The following is an 18,775-nucleotide window of genomic DNA, read 5'->3' on the forward strand; positions in this document are numbered from 1 at the left end:
GGCCGACCTGCACGCGATGATGCGCGCCGCCGCGGGCGCCTGCCGCGAGCTGCTGGAACGGCGCTGGGCCGCGACCCAGGCCGCAGACGCCGCGCGCGGCGCCTTGGCCGATGTGCGTCGCGTGCATTACCTGTCGATGGAATTCCTGATGGGCCGCGCGCTGGGCAACGCGCTCGCGGCGCTGAAGCTGGAGGCGCCGCTGCGCGCCGCCTTCGCGGCGCAGGCCGGCGAGGGTCAGTCCTTGCCTGACGTGCTGGAACGCGAAAGCGATGCGGCGCTGGGCAACGGCGGTCTCGGCCGGCTGGCGGCCTGCTTCCTCGATTCCTTCGCGGAACTGGGCCTGCCGTCCTTCGGCTACGGACTCCGCTATCAATACGGCATGTTCGCGCAAGGCATCCGGGACGGGCGCCAGGTCGAGTCGCCCGACGACTGGATGGCGCTGGGCAATCCCTGGGAAGTGCCGCGTCCCGAGTGCCGCTACCCGGTGGGCTTCGGCGGCCACGTCGAGGTGGATCCCAGCGGCTCGCGCCGCTGGTGGCCGACCGAGCACCTGATCGCGCAGGCCTACGACTTCATCGTTCCGGCGCATCACAGCGAGCGCGTCTCGACCTTGCGTCAGTGGCACGCGCAGGCCGCGGCGCCCATCGACTTCGCCGCCTTCTGCCGCGGCGACCACCCCGGCGCCGCCGCGCATCGCGTCGCGGCGGATGCGCTCAACTGGGTGCTCTATCCCGACGACAGCACCGAGGCCGGCCGCCGCCTGCGCTTGAAGCAGGAGTTCTTCCTGGTCAGCGCCTCCATGCAGGACCTGATCGCGCGCCACCTGCGCGAGACCGGCTCGCTCGCGGGCCTGGGCCGCGCCAACGCGATCCACCTGAACGACACGCATCCGGCGCTCGCGCCCGCGGAGCTGATGCGGCTGCTGCTCGACGATCACAGCCTGGGCTGGGACGAGGCCTGGGCGATCACGCGGGAGGCGGTCAGCTACACCAACCACACGCTGATGCCGGAGGCGCTGGAGACCTGGCCGGTGCGCCTGTTCGAGCAGCTGCTGCCGCGCCACCTCGAGATCGTCTATGAGATCAATCACCGCTTCCTCGAAGCCGTGAAGCTGCGTTTCCCCGACGACGTCGACCTGCTGCGCCGCGTGTCGCTGATCGACGAGGGCGACGACCGCGGCAACGAACGCCGCGTGCGCATGGCCGCGTTGAGCATCGTCGCCTCGCACCGCGTGAACGGCGTGGCGGCGCTGCATTCGGACCTGATGGTGAAGACCATCTTCGCGGACTACGCGCGCATCTTCCCGTGCCGCTTCCACAACGTCACCAACGGCGTGACGCCGCGCCGGTGGTTGCAGCAGGCGAATCCGGGTCTGTCGGCGCTGCTGGACGAGCGCATCGGCACCGGCTGGCGCCAGCGTCTGGACGAACTGGAGCGGCTCCGCCCGCTGGCCGCCGACGTCGGGCTCGGCGAGCAGCTGATCGCCGTCAAGCGCGAGAACAAGCAGCGCCTGGCCGCGCGCATCCAGCGCGAACTCGGCGTGACGGTCAACGTCGACAGCCTGTTCGACGTCCAGATCAAGCGCATCCACGAATACAAGCGCCAGCTGCTGAACCTGCTCCACGTGATCAGCCGCTACCAGGCGATCGTCGCCAACCCGACGGCGGACTGGGTGCCGCGCACCGTGGTGATCGCGGGCAAGGCCGCGTCAGCCTACGTGACGGCCAAGTCCATCATCGAGCTCGCGCACGACGTCGCCCGCGTCATCGACGCCGACCCGCGCGTGGGCGACAAGCTCCAGCTGGTCTTCCTGCCCAACTACGGCGTCTCGCTGGCCGAAGTCGTCATCCCGGCCGCCGACCTGTCCGAGCAGATCTCCACCGCCGGCACCGAGGCGTCGGGCACCGGGAACATGAAGTTCGCGCTCAACGGCGCGCTGACCATCGGCACCTGGGACGGCGCCAACATCGAGATGGCGCAGGCCTTCGGCGAGCGCAACATGTTCACCTTCGGCCTGAAGACCGAGAAGGTCGAGGCGCTCAAGCGTGCGGGCTATGAGCCGCGTCGCGTCGTCGAGCAGAACCCGGCGCTGTTCGACGTCATCGACGCGATCGCGCGCGGCGAGTTCTCGCAAGGCGATCCCGGCCGCTACCGCACGCTGATCGACAAGCTGCTCGGCGAGGACCAGTACCTGCTGATGGCCGACTTCGCCGACTACCTGCGCGCGCAGCGCGAGGTCGACACGCTGTTCCGCGATCAGGCCGCGTGGACCGAACGCGTGGCGCTGAACATCGCCGGCATGGGGATGTTCTCGTCGGACCGCACGATCGAGGAATACGTCGAGCGCGTCTGGTCGGTGAAGAGCCTGGGCTGACGCTCGGGACCTGGACTTCCTCCGATGACGACGCTGCTGCCCGACGCCGACCTCGCGCTGCTCGCGCGGGGCGAGCATCCGCGACCGTGGCTGTGGCTGGGCGCGCATCCCGTCGACATCGACGGCACGCCCGGCGTCCGTTTTGCCGTGTGGGCGCCGAGGGCGTCGCGGGTCGCGGTCGTCGGCGATTTCAACGGCTGGTCGGGCGCGGTGCATCCGATGCGGCGCCGCGATGAACACGCCGCCGGCATCTGGGAAGTCTTCGTGCCGGGCGCGTTGCGCGGCCAGTTCTACAAATACGAGATCGCCGGCCCGGACGGCACCGTCCTGCCGCTGAAGGCCGATCCCTACGCGTTCCGCGCGCAGCTGCGGCCGGACAACGCGAGCATCGTCGAGGGTCTGCCCGCGCCGCATGCGCTGCCCGAAGGGCGCGCCGCGCTCAACCGCCGCGATGCGCCGATCAGCGTGTACGAGGTGCACGCGATGTCGTGGCGTCGTCACAGCCTTTGCGAAGGCGAAGGCGAAGGCGGAGGCGGAGGCGATGGCGGCAGTGGCGTGTTCCCCGATTGGGACTTCCTCGCGCGAGAGCTTCCGCCGTATGTGGCCGGGCTCGGCTTCACGCATGTGGAGCTGATGCCGATCACCGAGTTCCCCTTCGACGGCTCCTGGGGCTATCAGACGCTGGGTCTGCACGCGCCGACCGCACGGCTGGGCACACCGGACGGGCTGCACCGCTTCGTCGACGCGTGCCACGCGGCAGGCCTGGGCGTGCTGCTCGACTTCGTGCCGGCGCATTTTCCGGAGGATCCGCACGGCCTGGCGAAGTTCGACGGCACGCCGCTCTACGAATACGCCGATCCGCGCGAGGGCTGGCACCGCGACTGGCACACGCTGATCTACGACTTCGGCAAGCCGCAGGTGCAGCAGTTCCTGTGCGGCGCGGCGCTGTTCTGGGCCGAGCGCTACGGCATCGACGGCCTGCGCGTCGATGCGGTCGCGTCGATGCTGTACCGCGACTACTCGCGACCGCACGGCGAGTGGATCCCCAACGTCCACGGCGGCACGGAGAACCTCGAGGCGATCGCGCTGTTCAAGCGCCTCAACGAGCTGCTCGGCTGCGAGGCGCCCGGCGTGATCACGATCGCCGAGGAGTCGACCGCCTTCCCGCTCGTGTCCGCGCCGACCTCGGTCGGCGGCCTGGGCTTCCACTACAAGTGGAACATGGGCTGGATGAACGACACGCTGCACTACATGCGGGAGCAGCCCATCCACCGCTCGTGGCACCACGAGAAGATGAGCTTCGGCTTGGTCTACGCGTTCAGCGAGAACTTCCAGCTGCCGCTGTCGCACGACGAGGTGGTGCACGGGAAGGGATCGCTGCTGCGCAAGATGCCGGGCGGATCGGATGACGGGGGCGACGCCGCGGTGCACGGCGACTGGCAGCGCTTCGCCCACCTGCGCGCGTACTTCGGCTTCATGTGGGCGCATCCGGGCAAGAAGCTGCTGTTCATGGGCCAGGAGTTTGCGCAGCGCGACGAGTGGAACTTCGAACGCGCGTTGCCTTGGGACCTGCTCGACGATCCGCGCCATGCCGGCGTGCAGCGCTTGATCGGCGACCTCAACCGGCTCTACCGCGATTGGCCCGCGCTGCATCGCCTGGACGGCGAGCGCGACGGTTTCGAGTGGCTGGTCAAGGACGACCTGCAGCACTCGGTCCTGGCGTGGGTCCGTCGCGGCGGCGAAGGTGAAGAGCGGGGCAGCGTCGTCGCGGTCAGCCACTTCACGCCGATCACACGCGTCGGATACCGGCTGCCGTTGCCGCACGGCGGGACGTGGCGCGTGGTGCTGAACACCGATGCGGCGGTCTATGGCGGCAGTGATGCCGCCGTCGATGGCACCGTCGGCGCACGGGATCCGTCGCATCCGTTCACGGCGCCGGACGACAACCCCGCCATCACCTTGACGCTGCCGCCGCTGGCGACGATCTTCCTGGTGCCGGCCTGAGCCGGCGACGATCTTTCAACGACCCTTCAGCAACGTCCTGAATGAGCGCTCCTTCCTTCCTGTCCGCATCACTGGCGCCTGGCCGCCATGAACCGCTGGGTGCCTCCGTCCGCGACGGCGGCGTCAACTTCGCGGTGTTCTCGGCGCATGCGACGCGCGTGGAGGTGTGCCTGTACGACGAGGCCGGCACGACCGAACTCGCACGCCATGCGTTGCACGGCCCGGTCGACGGCGTGTGGACAGGCTTCCTGCCGGATGTGCAGGCGGGGCAGCTCTACGGCCTGCGCGCGCACGGCCCGCACGCGCCACGCGACGGGCATCGGTTCAACGCCGGCAAGCTGCTGCTCGACCCGTATGCGCGCGAGATCGTCGGCGAGTTCCGCAACCTGCCCGAGGACCACGGCTACCCCTTCGGCCACCCCGACGGGCCGATGGCGCTGGACGAGCGCGACAACGGCGCGACCGCGCTGAAGGCGCGCGTGGCTGCGCCGCTCGCAGGTCCGAGCCCGCGCGCGAGTGCACCGCGCCATGCGCCGCAGGACGTGGTGCTCTACGAAGTCCATGTGAAGGGCTTCTCGATGCGCCATCCGGACATCCCGGAAGCGCTGCGCGGCAGCTATGCGGCGCTCGCGCATCCGGCGTCGATCGCGCACTTCAAGCGGCTGGGCGTGACCACGCTGTCGCTCCTGCCGGTGCAGTTCGCCGTCGACGAACCGCATCTCTTCGGCACCGGCCTGCGCAACTACTGGGGCTACAACACGCTGGGCTTCTTCGCGCCCGATCCGCGGCTGGCCTCCGCCGCCGTGCGCCACGACCCCACGGCCGTCGTCGCCGAGTTCCGCGCGATGGTCCAGGCGCTGCACGAGGCCGGGCTCGAGGTGGTGCTCGACGTCGTCTACAACCACACCCCCGAAGGCAACGAGTGGGGCCCGACGCTGTCGCTGCGCGGGCTCGACCAGAAGAGCTACTACCGGCTGCAGGCCGACGATCCCTCGCGGATGGAGAACCTCACCGCCTGCGGCAACACCGTCAACGTCGAGCATCCGCGCGTGACGCAGCTGGTGCTGGACTCGCTGCGCTTCTGGGTGGGCGAGATGGGCGTGGACGGCTTCCGCTTCGACCTCGCCCCGGTGCTCGGACGCACGGCCGCGGGACACGATCCGCAGGCGGCGTTCTACACGGCGTTGCGGCAGGATCCGCTGCTGTCGCAGGTCCACCTGATCGCGGAGCCCTGGGACGCCGGTCCGGACGGTTATCAGCTCGGACGTTTTCCCGGCCGCTTCATGGAGTGGAACGACAAGTTCCGCGACGGCGCGCGCGGGTTCTGGCTCGGTCACGGGCCGGACGGCAAGGCCGTCACGCGCGGCGAGTTCGCGCGGCGTTTCGGCGCGTCCAGCGATGTCTTCCATCCGCCGGGGCCGTGCGGTGAACGGGGGCAGCGCTCGCCGCTCGCCTCGATCAACTTCCTGGCCGTGCACGACGGCTACACGCTGAACGACCTCGTCAGTTACGGCCGCAAGCACAACGAGGCCAACGGCGAGAACAACCGCGACGGCCGCGACGGCGAGCTGTGCGGCAACTTCGGCGTCGAAGGGCCGACCGACGACCCCGCCATCCGCGACGCCCGCGAGCGCGCCCGCCGCGGCATGCTCGCGACGCTGCTGCTGTCGCAGGGCACGCCGATGCTGTACTCGGGCGACGAGTTCGGCAACGGCCAGGGCGGCAACAACAACGCCTACTGCCAGGACAATGAGATCGGCTGGCTCGACTGGCCGAATGCCGACGACGCGCTGATCGCCTTCACCGCCGAACTGGCACGACTGCGGCGTGCGCATCCGCTGCTGCGTCATGCCGAGTGGTTTGCCGTGGCGGGCTGCGCGACTGAACCTGGATCGGCTGGATCGGCTGGATCGCCGCAGGGCGCGAGCGCGCTGCGCTGGTTCCATCCCGACGGGCACGAGATGCGCGAACACGACTGGAGCGACGATCGACAATTCGCGTTGAGCGCGCTGCTGAGCGCCCCCCGCGAACGGTTGCTGCTGATCGTCAATCCCGGCGCGACACCGACCCGCGTCGCGCTGCCCGCGGCACGCGAGGGCGCCTCGCCCTGGCGCCTGCTGATCGACAGCAGCGGCGAACTCGTCCCGGCGCCGTTGAGCGAGGATGCGCTCATCGCGCCGGCGCGTGCGCTGCTGCTGTTCTCCGCCGCTTCCACGCATTCCTGATATTCCGAATACTGACCCCTCGAGCGACACCATGACGATCGACCTCAATAAGCGCCAATCCGGTGTGCTGCTGCACATCACCTCGCTGCCCGGCCCGAATGGCGCCGGCGACTTCGGCCCCGAGGCCTTCCACTTCGTCGACTGGCTGCAGTCGGCCGGCCAGGCGATCTGGCAGTGGCTGCCGAGCACGCCGATCGGCCCCGGCGAGAGCCCCTACCAAGGCGTGTCGGCCTTCGCCGGCAATCCGTGGATGGTGGCCTTCGAGCCGCTGGTGGAGAAGGGCTGGCTCGCGCAGCCCGTGTTGCCGGAAGGCGGCTTCGATGCGAAGCGCGTCGAGTACGCAAAGGTCCTCCCGTGGCGCGAGCAGCAGCTGCGCGCCGCCGCGGCCGGCTTCTTCGCGAAGGCGTCTGCCGCCGACCGCGCCAGCTACGAGCTGTGGTGCGAGTCCCAGCGCGACTGGCTGCCGGACTACGCGCTCTTCATGGCGGTCCGTTCGTCGCGCCATGGCCAGGCGTGGTGGGAATGGCCGCGCGACCTGGCCGCCCGCGAACCCAGCGCGCTGCTCGCCGCACGCGAGCAGTACGCCGACGAGGTCGGCTTCTGGCAGTTCGTGCAATGGAGCTTCGATGTCCAGGTCGGCGCGCTGAAGACCTACGCGAACGCGCGCGGCGTCCACATCATGGGCGACCTGCCGATCTTCGTCGCGCACGACAGCGCCGACTGCTGGGCGCGCCCCGACCTGTACGAGTTCGACGAGAACTTCCAGACCACGGTCGTCGCCGGCGTGCCGCCGGATGCGATGGCGGCCACCGGCCAGCGCTGGGGCAATCCGATGTACCGCTGGGACAAGATGGCCCACGAGCACTTCGCCTGGTGGACCGCGCGGGTGAAGCGGATGCTGAGCTCGGCCGACGTGTTCCGCATCGACCACTTCCGCGGCTTCGCCGCCTACTACGAGATCCCTGCCGACAGCCCCGACGCCACCCGCGGCGTCTGGAAGACCGGCCCGGGCAAGGCGCTGTTCGACGCCATCGCCAAGTCGCTGGGCACGCTGCCCATCGTCGCCGAGGACCTGGGCTTCATCACGCCCGACGTGCACGAACTGCGCAACGCGCTCGACTACCCCGGCATGAAGATCCTGCAGTTCGGCTTCGGCGGCGACGGCGGGCACGAGTTCCTGCCGCACAACTGGCCACGCGCGGCCGTCTGCTACACCGGCACGCACGACAACGACACGGTGCGCGGCTGGTGGAACCAGGCCGGCGCCCACGAGCGCGCCTTCGCCGCCGCCTACTTGCCCGCCGGCGACCAGGACATCCACTGGGCCATGATCCGCGCCTGCGCGAACTCGGTGGCCAACGTGGCGGTCTATCCGCTGCAGGACGTGCTCGGCCTGGGCAGCGAGCACCGGATGAACATCCCGGGCGTCCTGGGCGGCAACTGGGAATGGCGCTTCACCTGGGACATGGTGGGCGCCGAGCCTGGCCGCGTGCTGGGCCTGATCGCCGCTACCAGCGGGAGAGCCCCTATTGCCGGCGCCGCACTGCCGGAGTGAAATGCTCTGAAACCGCTTTCATAACAGCATAGGGAAAGCGAGGGCGGTGATTGCGGGGGCTTGCCCCCCACAATCGGATTCCCGAGAGACAACGTTGTCATCGATCCATCGTCCGATGGATCGTCCGACCCGACGGGCGCTCGCGCGCACCGGACGGCGTGACCACGCAGAGGAGCCGCCGATGAGCACCACCGAGATCTTCCTGATCGCCATGGCGATCATCTTCACCGTCCCCTACCTGGTCTGGCGCCTGGGGGGCACGGACTACTTCGCGCCGCTGGTCGTGGTGCAGATCATCACCGGCATCCTGCTCGGTCCGGGCGTGCTGGGCAGGGCCTTCCCGGAGTATTACCAGTTCGTCTTCAACCCGGCGGTCGTGCAGTCGCTCAACGGCGTGGCCTGGTGGGCGGTGATGATCTTCGTGTGGATCGCCGGCATCGAGCTCGACCTGAAGAAGATGTGGGCGCACCGCGTGGAGAGCGGCATCACCGCGGGCCTCGCGCTCGGCGTGCCGATGGCCCTGGGGGCGGCGGCCGCGGTGGTGCTGCTGGGCACGGGCTCGCAATGGATGGGCCCGAAGGCGCACACCTGGCAGTTCGTCGTCGGCGTCGGCATGGCCTGCGCGGTGACGGCGCTGCCCATCCTCATCCTCCTGATGGAAAAGCTCGAGATCCTGCGTCAGCCGATCGGCCAGCGCATCCTGCGCTACGCCAGCCTGGACGACATCCTCATCTGGGCCGTGCTGGCGATCATCCTGATGGACTGGTCGCGCGTGGGCAAGCAGGTGATGTTCCTGGCCGCGTTCGCCGTGGCGACGCTGCTGTTCCGGCGGCTGATGCGCGCGATCCCTGCGCGGGACCGCTGGTACGTGGGCCTGATCTGGCTGGCGGTCATCGCGTTCGGCGCGGACTGGTCGGGGTTGCACTACATGGTCGGCGCGTTCCTGGCCGGCGTCGTGATGGACGCCGAGTGGTTCGACCAGGAGCAGATGGACGCGCTGCGCCATCACGTGCTGCTGGTGATCATGCCGGTCTTCTTCCTCAGCACGGGCCTGCGCACGCAGTGGGGGCTGGAGGGGGGCGCGGTGTTCGCCGCGGCGGCGCTGCTGCTGGCGGCGTCGGTCAGCGGCAAGCTGCTGGGCACGCATCTGGCGGGACGAATCCTGCGATGGGCGCCCGGCGAGGCCGGCATCATCGGCTGGCTGCTGCAGACCAAGGCGCTGATCATGATCATCTTCGCCAACGTGCTGCTGGACAAGCAGATCATCACCAGCGAGACCTTCACCGCGCTGCTGCTGATGGCCGTGGGGTCGACGATGCTGACCGTGCCCGTCGTGGCGCCGCGGCTGGCGCGGATCAAGGAACTGGTGTTCCGCGCGAGTTGACGGTCGGGCGGGCAGAATCCCGGCGTTGTCGCACGACGGGAGCCCGCCTTGATCGATCACCTCGACCACCTGGTCCTCACCACGGCCCATGAAGCGGACTGCATCCGCTTCTACACCGAGGTGCTCGGCATGCGGCTGGAGCGCTTCACCGGCGGCACGCCGCCGGTCACGCGCCAGGCCTTCGTCTTCGGCGCGCAGAAGATCAACCTGCATGTGAAGGGCCGTGAGTTCGAGCCCAAGGCGCATACGCCGGTGCCGGGCGCGCTGGACCTGTGCTTCATCGCGTCCGTGCCGCTGGCGCAGGTGATCGAGCGCCTCGACGCGCTGCAGGTCGCCATCGTCGAAGGCCCGGTGATGCGCACCGGCGCGACGGGCAAGATCCGCTCGGTCTACGTGCGCGATCCCGACCTCAACCTCATCGAGATCTCGGAACTCGCGGAGGCTTCCTAACGCGCCAGCATCGCCGCGTGCGCCAGGGTCGGCATGTGCATCAGCATGGCGGCCGGCGGCACGATCGCGGCCTGGGCCGCCGCGCTGACCATGACCGCGGCCGTCGCCGACCACGGCAGGCCGACGCGGGCCTCGGACAGCAGGCGCGCCGGCGCCTCCATCGTGTGGGGCACGATGCTGAGGAATTCATCGGCGCGGGCCAGCGCGATGTCCTGCGCCGACATGCCCACGAAGACGTGCGCGAAGCCTTGTTCGATGGCGTCGAGCGCGGCCTCCGTGGCGCGGCGCCAGCGCTTCACCGCGGCGACGTCGGCCCGGGAGGCGGACTCCGGGATGGCCCAGCGCGTATCGCCGCCCGTCACCGCGCTCGCGGCGTTGAACGCATCCACCACCCCTGCGGGACCGCCCAGGCGGGCGTCGAGCACCTGTGTGGCGATGACGCAGGCCAGCTCGCGCTGGTGGTAGGGGACCATGACTCGTTCCAGGATGACTTCGTAGCGGCGCATGACGGGTTCCTCGGTGGCTCGGCGACTGAATGGAAGATGAGAATACTGGATGAACGTACAGTATTCAATCGCGATCCTTGGGGGTAGCTGCCACGCGCTGGCAGGAGGGGCGCATCAAGGAAAAAGCCCCCGCGCGGAGGACCGCGCGGGGGCTCTTGGGCACCCTTCGGGGGAAGGTGGCCTTACTTCAGGCCAGCGCCCATCGCCTTGGACAGCGAGGCCGTCGGATCGTCACCCGAGAACTCCCAGAAGAACGCGCCGCCGAAGCCCTTGGACTTCACGTAAGCCATCTTGATGGCGATCGTGGCCGGGGTGTCGAAGCTCCAGAAGGTCGAGCCGTTGTAGATCCACTGCGCCTTGCTGACGTCGTCGACCCGGCTGGTGTAGCCCTGCAGGTTCTTCAGGACCTTGTAGTCCTCGTTGCCCGCCTCGTAGGTGCCCGGCGCCGGCGTGCCGCTCTGGTACAGGCCGTTGTTGACGTTGGGGACGTTGGTCCAGCCGCGGCCGTAGAAGCCGATGCCGACGTTCAGCTTCGAGGCCGGGACGCCCTTGTCCAGGAAGGCCTGCATCGCGTCGTTGGTGTTGTACTTCTTCACGTCACCCGTGGACGGGTCGTTCGCCGGCGCGTACAGCGCCGAGTGGAACCCGGTGATCGTGTCCCAACCGCCGTGGAAGTCGTACGTCATCACGTTGATGAAGTTCAGGTACGGATGGATCTGGTCCGGGTCATAGGCCCGCACCTTGTCCACGCCCGCGCCCGACGCGATCGACAGCAGCAGGCCCGGACGCACCGCGTCCAGCTGCTTGCGGAACTCGGCCAGCAGGCCGGTGAAGTTCGCGCGGTCCTCGGCCGTGCCGCAGGCCAGGCCGCAGGCGTTCGGGTATTCCCAGTCGAGGTCGATGCCGTCGAACACGCCGGCCGCCGCGCCCGTGCCGCCCGCGCCGTCCGTCACCGGCACGTTGCCCTTGATGTAGGCGTCCACGCAGCTCTTGACGAAGTTGACGCGGTTCTCCGGACGCGCCGCGCTCGAGAAGCCGCGCGACCAGGTCCAGCCGCCCAGCGAGATCAGCACCTTGATCTTGGGGTACTTGGCCTTGAGCTTCTTGAGCTGGTTCCAGCTGCCGCGCAGCGGCTGGTCCCAGGTGTCGGCCACGCCGTCGACGCTGAGGTCGGCGCCGTAGGACTTGCCGTAGTCGGCGAAGGCGTCGCCGCCTTCACCGGTGGACTCGTTGCTCGGGATGATCTTGCCGACTTCGCAGACGTTGTTGCGGACGTTGCCGAACGCGTAGTTGATGTGCGTCAGGTTGGCCGCGGAGCCGCTGGTGTCGATGTTCTTCACGTGGTAGTTGCGGCCGTAGATGCCCCACTGCGCGAAGTAGCCCAGCAGCACCTTGTCGCCGGCGCTCTGCGTGTCGGTCTTGACCGTGATCGGCGCCGACGGCTGCGAGGAACCGGCCTGGTTGAAGGCCGACACCGTGAACGTGTAGTTCGTGTTGGCGCTCAGGTTGGTGACGCTGGCGCTGGTGGCCGCGCCCTGTGCGACCTGCGTCGCGCCCTGGTTGACGCGGTACTGCACCGTGCAGTTCGGACCGGCGGCGACGGCGTTCCAGGCCAGGTTGACGCTGGTGGCGCTCTTGGACGGCGAGCTCAGGCCCGACGGCGTGGCCGGCGCGGACGCGCAGGTGCCGTTGCTGGCGGTGCTGGTCAGCAGCGTGCTGCTCAGGCCGGAGACGTTGCCCGCCTTGTCCTTGGCGCGCACCTGGTAGCTGTACGAGGTCCCCGCCGACAGGCCGGAGTCGGTGTACGTGGTCGCCGTCGGCGACGCGATCAGCGAGCCGCCGCGCAGCAGCTCGTAGTTGTTGACGCCGGAGCCGGCGTCGGTCGAGGCGCCCCAGCTCAGCGTGATGCTGCTGCTGGTGATGCCGCTGGAACTCAGGCCCGAAGGCACGGTCGGCGGCGTGGTGTCGGTGCCGCCGCCGGTGCAGGCGCCCAGCGACTTCCACACGTCCCACTGGCCGGAGTGGGTGGAGGGCGCCTCGTTCTGCGTCCACCACTTGGCCTGGTAGGCGACGTTGCCCTGCTTGGCGAAGCTGTTGGAGGTGCCGGTGTAGGTGGCGGATGCCGACCATTCGGGCACGTTGGTGCAGTCGTAGGCGTGGGCGGTGCCGGCGGCCATCGCAGCGGCCATCGCGATTCCGCCGAGGCGGACCATCTGTCTCTTCATGTCGAACTCCTGTGGGTCAAAGGGTGGTGGTGGGGAGGTTCTTGGCGGCGGCGCGCATCAACGCGCCGCCGAGGTCTTGGCTGCCGCAGCGGCGGCCGGCACCGCGCCGCGGCGCGCTTCCTGCGCCAGCGCGTAGCTGCGGCCGTTGACGGTGACGGTCCAGTTGCTGGGCATCGTCGACGGCAGGAAGTAGTTGATCGTCAGCGTCACGCTGGCGCCGGGGGCCAGGCTTTGCCACGACGGCAGCTTGAAGCTGGCGCGGTGGAAGTCGTTCTTCAGTCCGCCGACGTTGTTGCCCGCGGGGTTGGAACCGTTGCTGATCACGGTCAGACCGAAGCCGCTCTGGTCCGTCACCGTCGAGGGGATCGCGGTGGGGACGTCGAACTGGAACTCCGTGCCGCCGGGCAGCGTGGTCGTGCTGTTGTTGGTCAGCGTGAGCTTGGGCGTGATCGGGTAGTTGCTGTCGCCCAGCGCGAAGCCGCCCAGCGCGTAGCCGATGTCCAGCGTCTCCGCCGGCAGTGCCGCCGAGGTGAGGCGGTTGCCGTAGGCCGGCGCGGTCTTCAGCTTGTTGTAGAGCGTGTTCGTCAGCGTGTTGCCGATGAAGTACTCGTTGCGCGCGGTGTCGAAGGCGTAGTCGCCGGCGAACTCCCAGAACATCACGCCGCCGATGCCGCGGTCGGCCACGTACTGCGCCTTCACGCCCAGCGACTGCTCGTCCTCGGTGCTGATGAAGACCTTCTTCTGCGCGTTCCACAGCCACGGCGCCACCAGCGTCGCGTCGTAGTTGCGCACGTAGGTGCCGGTCAGCTGGTCGGCCGGGTTGGTGGCCGGATTCAGGCCGTAGGCGGCGAGGTAGCTGCCCGCGCGGCCCGAGGCCAGGTTCATCGCGTGCCACATCGGGTTGGAGCCCGCGGGGACTTCCTTGTCGGAGACGTCCAGGTCGTGCCAGAGGTTGTCGATGCCGACCGCGCCGTTGCCGCACTTCTGCACGGTGCCGCCGCCGGTGCCGGCCGGGCACTTGCTCTGGTCAGGCAGGGCCGCCTGACCCCACAACCCGTTGGTGCCGCCGGTCACCCCTTGCCAGCCCCGGGTGTAGTACGGCACGCCGATGTTGATGCGGCCCGCCGGCATCGCGCCGCGGAAGTAGTGGTAGGCCCAGTCGGTGTTCAGGTAGCCGATGCGCGCGTACTGCGTGGCGGTGTAGTAGCTCCACGCGGTGAGTTCCGCATCCTTGCCGTCGTCGTACAGCGCCGCGTTCGGGCCGACGAACTGGTTCCACGCCCCGTGCAGGTCGTAGCTCATGATGTTCACGTAGTCCAGGTACTGCGTGACCTGGAAGGCCTCCATCCCGCGCAGCAGGTAGGCGGAGGAGGGCGCCGCGATCGTGAGCATGTAGTGGCGGGCGTCGGCCTGGCTGGCCGTGTCCAGCTTCGCGCGCAGGGTGCGCATCAGCACGACGTAGTTCTTCATCAGCGCGCCGCGACGGGCGTTGCTGATGGCGAAGTCCACCGGGTTGCCGGCGTTGTTCATGCTGGTCGGGTACTCGTAGTCGATGTCGACGCCGTCGAACCCGTACTGCCGCAGGAAGGCCACCGCCGAATCGGCGAACGCGTTGATGCCGGCCGTGTTGGTCGAGCCGTCCGCGTTGGTCGTCATCGTGTAGAAGCCGCCCGTCTCGGCCCAGCCGCCGACCGAGATCAGCGTCTTGACGTTGGGGTACTGCTTCTTGAACTTGTTGAGCAGGTTGAAGTGGCCCTTGTAGGCATAGGCCGGATCCATCTCCGCGCCCGCGATGCCGGGCCAGGTCAGGCCGGTGGCGGGGTTGGTCGCGTCGGCGGTGTTGCCGACCGAGAGCTTGTTGGCTGCGTCCACATGCGCGAACGCATAGTTGATGTGCGTGACCTGACCCCACGGGATCTGGTGCGCGAGGAAGGCGGGCTGGCCGGTCTTGCCGGTGCGCCAACTGGTGAAGTAGCCGATGATGCGGCGCGGCTTGTCGGCGCCCATCTTCTCGCGGCCCTGGTCGTCGTAGACCTTGCAGTAGGCGGGCGCGGTGCCGGCGGTGGTCGTCAGGCCTTCAGGCCGGCAGCGCTCGTCGCCGGTGACCTGGCCCCGCACGGTGATGCGCAGCGCGGCGGTGTCGGTCGTCGCGCCCTTGTCGTCGGTGGCGCGGGCGGTGATGTCGGCCACGCCGGCGCGCGCGGTCCAGCTCACGCTGAACGGCGCGGTGGTGTCCTCGGCGACCAGCGCGCCGTTGACGTAGAAGCCGACCTTGGCGACGGTGCCATCGCTGTCGGCGGCGGTCGCGGCCAGCGTCACCACGTCGCCCGCCGTGGGTGAGGTGCCCGCGGTCGGCGAGCTCAGCGCCACCGTCGGCGGCTTGTTCGTGCCGCCACCGCCGCCGCCGTCACAGGCGCCCAGCACCTTCCACACGTCCCACTGCCCGGAGTTCGTCGCCGGCGGGTTGTTCTGCGTCCACCACTTCGCCTGGTAGGCCGTGCTGGTCTGCTTGACGATCGCGTTGCCGCTGTACGCGGTGGCGGCGTTCCAGTCGGCGACGCCGGTGCAGTCGTAGGCCATCGCCGATGTGCCGGCGAAGGCCAGCACCATCGGCATCAGCCACGGCAGCATCGGATGGGGTCGGGCGCAGGGACGTTGTCTCATCGGGGGGCTCCTGAGGTGTTGTCGTTGTCGACGTCGAATCGCGTCTTCGGGAACTGCGGGGGAGAAAACAGGGAGGGCAGGGATGAGCGCCGCCGCGCCGGGCGACTGCGGTGGCAGCGCGGCGGGAACGGTCAGGGCTCGCGAAGAAAAAGCGCCGGTCGGTTCAACCGGCGAAGGCGGCGGCCGCTCGGGCTCGGCCGCCGGGACCGGCTCAGACGGACGTCAGGCCGGCCACTCGGGGGCAGCGGGGCGGGTCAGCGGCGCCGCGGCCGGGATGGGCCCGGCGACGCGGTCGGCGGTACGGAGAAAGGCGCGTGCAGACATGGCAGTCACTCCCTTGCTGGTCGACGTGCGGTCCGCGGGGTGATCCCGTCGGACGGCGTGCGGTTTGCAACCGCGGCGTCTAGGAGACCAATACCGCTGCTGATCTCATAGTGGTATGCAATGTAGATACCACTAGCGTCCACATCATTCAGGTTAACCCGCAGGACCTGCGTAACGTGTCGTAATGATGTCGTCAACGACGTGTATGGACGTCAATTGATGCAAATCAAAGGGAAAACCGGTACGACCAGAACGGTCGTGAGAAAAAACCAGTGTGGGACCAATTCTTGCCATGCGCGGTCTCCCGACCGGGCGCGACAGGGCGGGAATGCTCAGCGCTCGATGCGCGACCAGTGCCCGTCGCGCAGCAGCTCGTGCGGCAGGAAGCGGGCCTTGTAGGCCATCTTGTCGCTCTGGGCGATCCAGTAGCCCAGGTAGAGATGCGGCAGGCTCAGGTCGCGGGTCTGGCGCAGCTGCCACAGCACGTTGTAGGTGCCGTAGCTGACGTTGGCCTCGGGCTCGTAGAAGGTGTAGACCGCCGACAGCCCGTCGCCCAGGATGTCCAGGATGGAGACCATCTTGAGCGCGCCGTCGGGCTCCCGGAACTCCACGAGGCGGGAGTTCACCCGGCTCTGCAAAAGGAACTGCGTGTACTGGTCGACGCTGTCGTGGTCCATGCCGCCGCCGCTGTGTCTGCCGGCCTGGTAGCGCAGGTAGAGCTGGTAGTGCTCGTCGCTGTAGCCCAGTCTCATGACGCGGGCCTGCAGCGCCTGGTGCTGCGTCCAGGCGCGGCGCTGGCTGCGGTTGGGATGGAAGTCCGCCACCGGGATGCGCATCGGCACGCAGGCCTTGCAGCCGTCGCAGTAGGGGCGGTAAGTGAACATGCCGCTGCGCCGGAAGCCGGCGGCCACCAGGCTCGAATACGCGTCGGCGTGGATCAGATGGCTGGGCGTGGCGACCTGCGAGCGCGCCTGGCGGTCGCTCAGGTAGCTGCAGGGGTAGGGTGCAGTCGCATAGAACTGCAGCTCGGCCAGCGGGAGTTCCTTGGGGTGCGTCACGGGCTCAGGGCTCGGTGGCTCAGGGCGGGTCGTTCGGGGCGTCGTTCTGCGCGTCGGTCAGGCCCAGATGGGCCCACAGCCGCGGATGATAGGACCAATCTCCGGGCGAAGGCAGGCCGGTGTGCGCGGCGAGATGCGCCTCGAACGCGTCGCGCGCGACCGGCGCCGCGCCCAGCGAAGCAAGGTGCGCCGTCTGCTGCTGGCAGTCGATCCAGGGGATGTCGAACTCCCGGCACAGGCAGATCAGCGCGGCCAGCGCGATCTTGGAGGCGTCGGTCCTGCGCATGAACATCGATTCGCCGAAGAACATCCGGCCAAGGTTGACGCCGTACAGCCCGCCGGCGAGTTCGCCGTCCATCCAGGTCTCGACCGAATGCACCGTGCCCTCGCGCGCCAGGCGCAGGTAGGCCTCCTGCATCTCGGGCACGATCCAGGTGCCGTCCTGGCCGTCGCGCGAGGTGCTGGCGCAGGCCTTGAGCACGGTCTCGGCGGCGTGGTCGACGCGGATCTCGCAGCCCGGCGTGCGGATGAACTTCGCGACCGTCTTGCGCAGCGAGCGCGAGAGCTTGAAGTCCGCCGTCCGCAGGACCATGCGCGGGTCGGTGGTCCACCAGAGGATGGGCTGGCCTTCCCCGTACCAGGGGAAGATCCCCCGCGCGTAGGCCGCGCGCAACCGGGCGGGTCTCAGGTCGCCGCCGGCCGCGAGCAGCCCCGGGGCATCGCTGCGCGGCCCCAGCGCGCGGCGGGTCGGCGGGAAGTCCAGAGAGTCATCGTCGAGCCAGGGGATCATCCGCTTCATGGTAGCGTGCCGCCTTCCTTCCACGCCCGCTGGCGCCCCCCTCGTTCCCATGATCACCCTCTACGGCATCCCCAACTGCGACACCGTGAAGCGCGCCCGCGCCTGGCTCGACGAGCAGGGCCTCGCGTACCAGTTCCACGACTACAAGAAGCAGGGCGTGCCCGCGGCGAAACTGCCGCAGTGGATGAGTGAACTCGGCTGGGACAAGGTGCTGAACCGCGCCGGCACGACCTGGCGCAAGCTGGACGACGGCGCCAAGGCCGGCGTGACGGACGCGGCCAGCGCCGCGGCGCTGATGGTCGAGCAGCCGAGCGTCATCAAGCGCCCCGTCGTCGAATGGAACGACGGCACGCTGAGCCTGGGGTTCTCGCCCGAACTGTTCGCGTCGCACGCTGCTCAAGCGGCTCAGCGCTGATCGGAGGCCCGCCATGTTCACCGGCATCGTTCAAGGCATCGCACAGGTCGCCGCCATCACCGACAAGGAGGGGCTGCGCAGCTTCACCCTCGACTTCCCCGAAGGCTTCTGCCAGGACCTGGAGATCGGCGCGTCCGTCGCCTGCGACGGCGTCTGCCTGACGGTCACCGCCCTGAAAGGGGATCACGAGGCCGACTTCGACGTGATGCTCCAGAGCTTGAACCTCACGGCGCTGGGCCAGCTCGGCGTCGGCGGCCGGCTCAACGTCGAGCGCGCCGCGAAGGAGGGCGCCGAGATCGGCGGCCATCCGCTGTCGGGCCACGTCGACTTCATGGCAAAGGTGGAAGCGATCCGCCGCCCCGCCAACAACCATGTGATCCGCATCGCGGTGCCGGCGCCGTGGATGCGCTACATCTTCGCCAAGGGCTACATCGCGGTGAACGGCGCCAGCCTGACGGTGGCCGAGGCCGGCCGCCACGCCGACGGCTCGGGCTGGTTCGAGGTCTGGCTGATCCCCGAGACGCTGCGCATGACCACCTTCGCCGACAAGGGCGAGGGCGCGCCGCTGCACATCGAGATCGAGCGCCAGACGCAGGTGATGGTGGACACCGTCCGCGATGCCGTCGCCGAGAAGATCGGCGCGCTGATGCCGGCGCTGAAGCTGTTCGCGCAGGAGCGGGGCCTGGACCTCGACGCATAGTCCAAGCCCTTGGATTCGCCATCCCTACAACACCAGATGACCTAAGTCATCGCGGCGGCGGGCTGCGCCCGCGCGCGGACGCCACCCGCTGA

13 protein-coding genes are annotated in these 18,775 nt (G+C 69.0%); 8 read left to right on the forward strand and 5 right to left on the reverse strand.

The features are described from left to right. The 6 genes from VF536_RS04465 to VF536_RS04490 all read left to right on the forward strand — a co-directional run. The coding region (locus VF536_RS04465; RefSeq protein WP_331613600.1) for a glycogen/starch/alpha-glucan phosphorylase at positions 1-2,374 on the forward strand (2,374 nt) is incomplete at its 5' end. A 24-nt stretch (positions 2,375-2,398) separates the two neighbouring features. Continuing rightward, complete coding sequence (gene glgB, locus VF536_RS04470) at positions 2,399-4,378, forward strand: 1,4-alpha-glucan branching protein GlgB (protein WP_331613601.1); 1,980 nt, start codon at positions 2,399-2,401, stop codon at positions 4,376-4,378. Positions 4,379-4,419: 41 nt separating this feature from the next. After that, on the forward strand, positions 4,420-6,603 hold the full coding sequence (glgX, locus tag VF536_RS04475; RefSeq protein WP_331613602.1) for a glycogen debranching protein GlgX: 2,184 nt from the start codon (positions 4,420-4,422) through the stop codon (positions 6,601-6,603). Between the two features lie 31 nt (positions 6,604-6,634). Further along, positions 6,635-8,158, forward strand: a complete 1,524-nt coding sequence (malQ, locus tag VF536_RS04480; RefSeq protein WP_331613603.1) for a 4-alpha-glucanotransferase — start codon at positions 6,635-6,637, stop codon at positions 8,156-8,158. Between the two features lie 181 nt (positions 8,159-8,339). Beyond that, positions 8,340-9,542, forward strand: coding sequence for a cation:proton antiporter (locus VF536_RS04485; RefSeq protein WP_331613604.1), 1,203 nt, complete (start codon positions 8,340-8,342; stop codon positions 9,540-9,542). Between the two features lie 48 nt (positions 9,543-9,590). Further along, positions 9,591-9,992 carry a VOC family protein gene (locus VF536_RS04490; protein ID WP_331613605.1) on the forward strand — a complete coding sequence of 134 codons (402 nt, stop codon included), beginning with the start codon at positions 9,591-9,593 and terminating at the stop codon, positions 9,990-9,992. Here VF536_RS04490 and VF536_RS04495 read toward each other — a convergent pair. From VF536_RS04495 to aat, 5 genes are all read right to left on the reverse strand, one after another. After that, entirely contained in the window at positions 9,989-10,498 is a 510-nt protein-coding gene (locus tag VF536_RS04495) for a hypothetical protein (RefSeq protein ID WP_331613606.1), read from the reverse strand. The genes VF536_RS04490 and VF536_RS04495 overlap by 4 nt on opposite strands. A 182-nt stretch (positions 10,499-10,680) precedes the next feature. Then, positions 10,681-12,723 carry a glycosyl hydrolase family 18 protein gene (locus VF536_RS04500; RefSeq protein WP_331613607.1) on the reverse strand — a complete coding sequence of 681 codons (2,043 nt, stop codon included), beginning with the start codon at positions 12,721-12,723 and terminating at the stop codon, positions 10,681-10,683. A 57-nt stretch (positions 12,724-12,780) separates the two neighbouring features. Further along, complete coding sequence (locus tag VF536_RS04505) at positions 12,781-15,387, reverse strand: chitinase C-terminal domain-containing protein (protein ID WP_331613608.1); 2,607 nt, start codon at positions 15,385-15,387, stop codon at positions 12,781-12,783. A 656-nt stretch (positions 15,388-16,043) separates the two neighbouring features. Then, entirely contained in the window at positions 16,044-16,769 is a 726-nt protein-coding gene (locus VF536_RS04510) for an arginyltransferase (RefSeq protein WP_331613610.1), read from the reverse strand. A gap of 19 nt (positions 16,770-16,788) precedes the next feature. Beyond that, on the reverse strand, positions 16,789-17,559 hold the full coding sequence (aat, locus tag VF536_RS04515) for a leucyl/phenylalanyl-tRNA--protein transferase (RefSeq protein WP_331613613.1): 771 nt from the start codon (positions 17,557-17,559) through the stop codon (positions 16,789-16,791). Positions 17,560-17,617: 58 nt separating this feature from the next. Between aat and VF536_RS04520 the strand changes: the two genes are divergently transcribed. Both VF536_RS04520 and VF536_RS04525 read left to right on the forward strand, forming a co-directional pair. Then, complete coding sequence (locus tag VF536_RS04520; protein ID WP_331613611.1) at positions 17,618-17,983, forward strand: ArsC family reductase; 366 nt, start codon at positions 17,618-17,620, stop codon at positions 17,981-17,983. A gap of 13 nt (positions 17,984-17,996) precedes the next feature. Continuing rightward, positions 17,997-18,683, forward strand: coding sequence for a riboflavin synthase subunit alpha (locus VF536_RS04525; RefSeq protein ID WP_331613612.1), 687 nt, complete (start codon positions 17,997-17,999; stop codon positions 18,681-18,683). Positions 18,684-18,775 lie beyond the last annotated feature (92 nt).

The sequence above is a fragment of the Roseateles sp. genome, from assembly GCF_036486225.1.
Taxonomy (GTDB): domain Bacteria; phylum Pseudomonadota; class Gammaproteobacteria; order Burkholderiales; family Burkholderiaceae_C; genus Roseateles.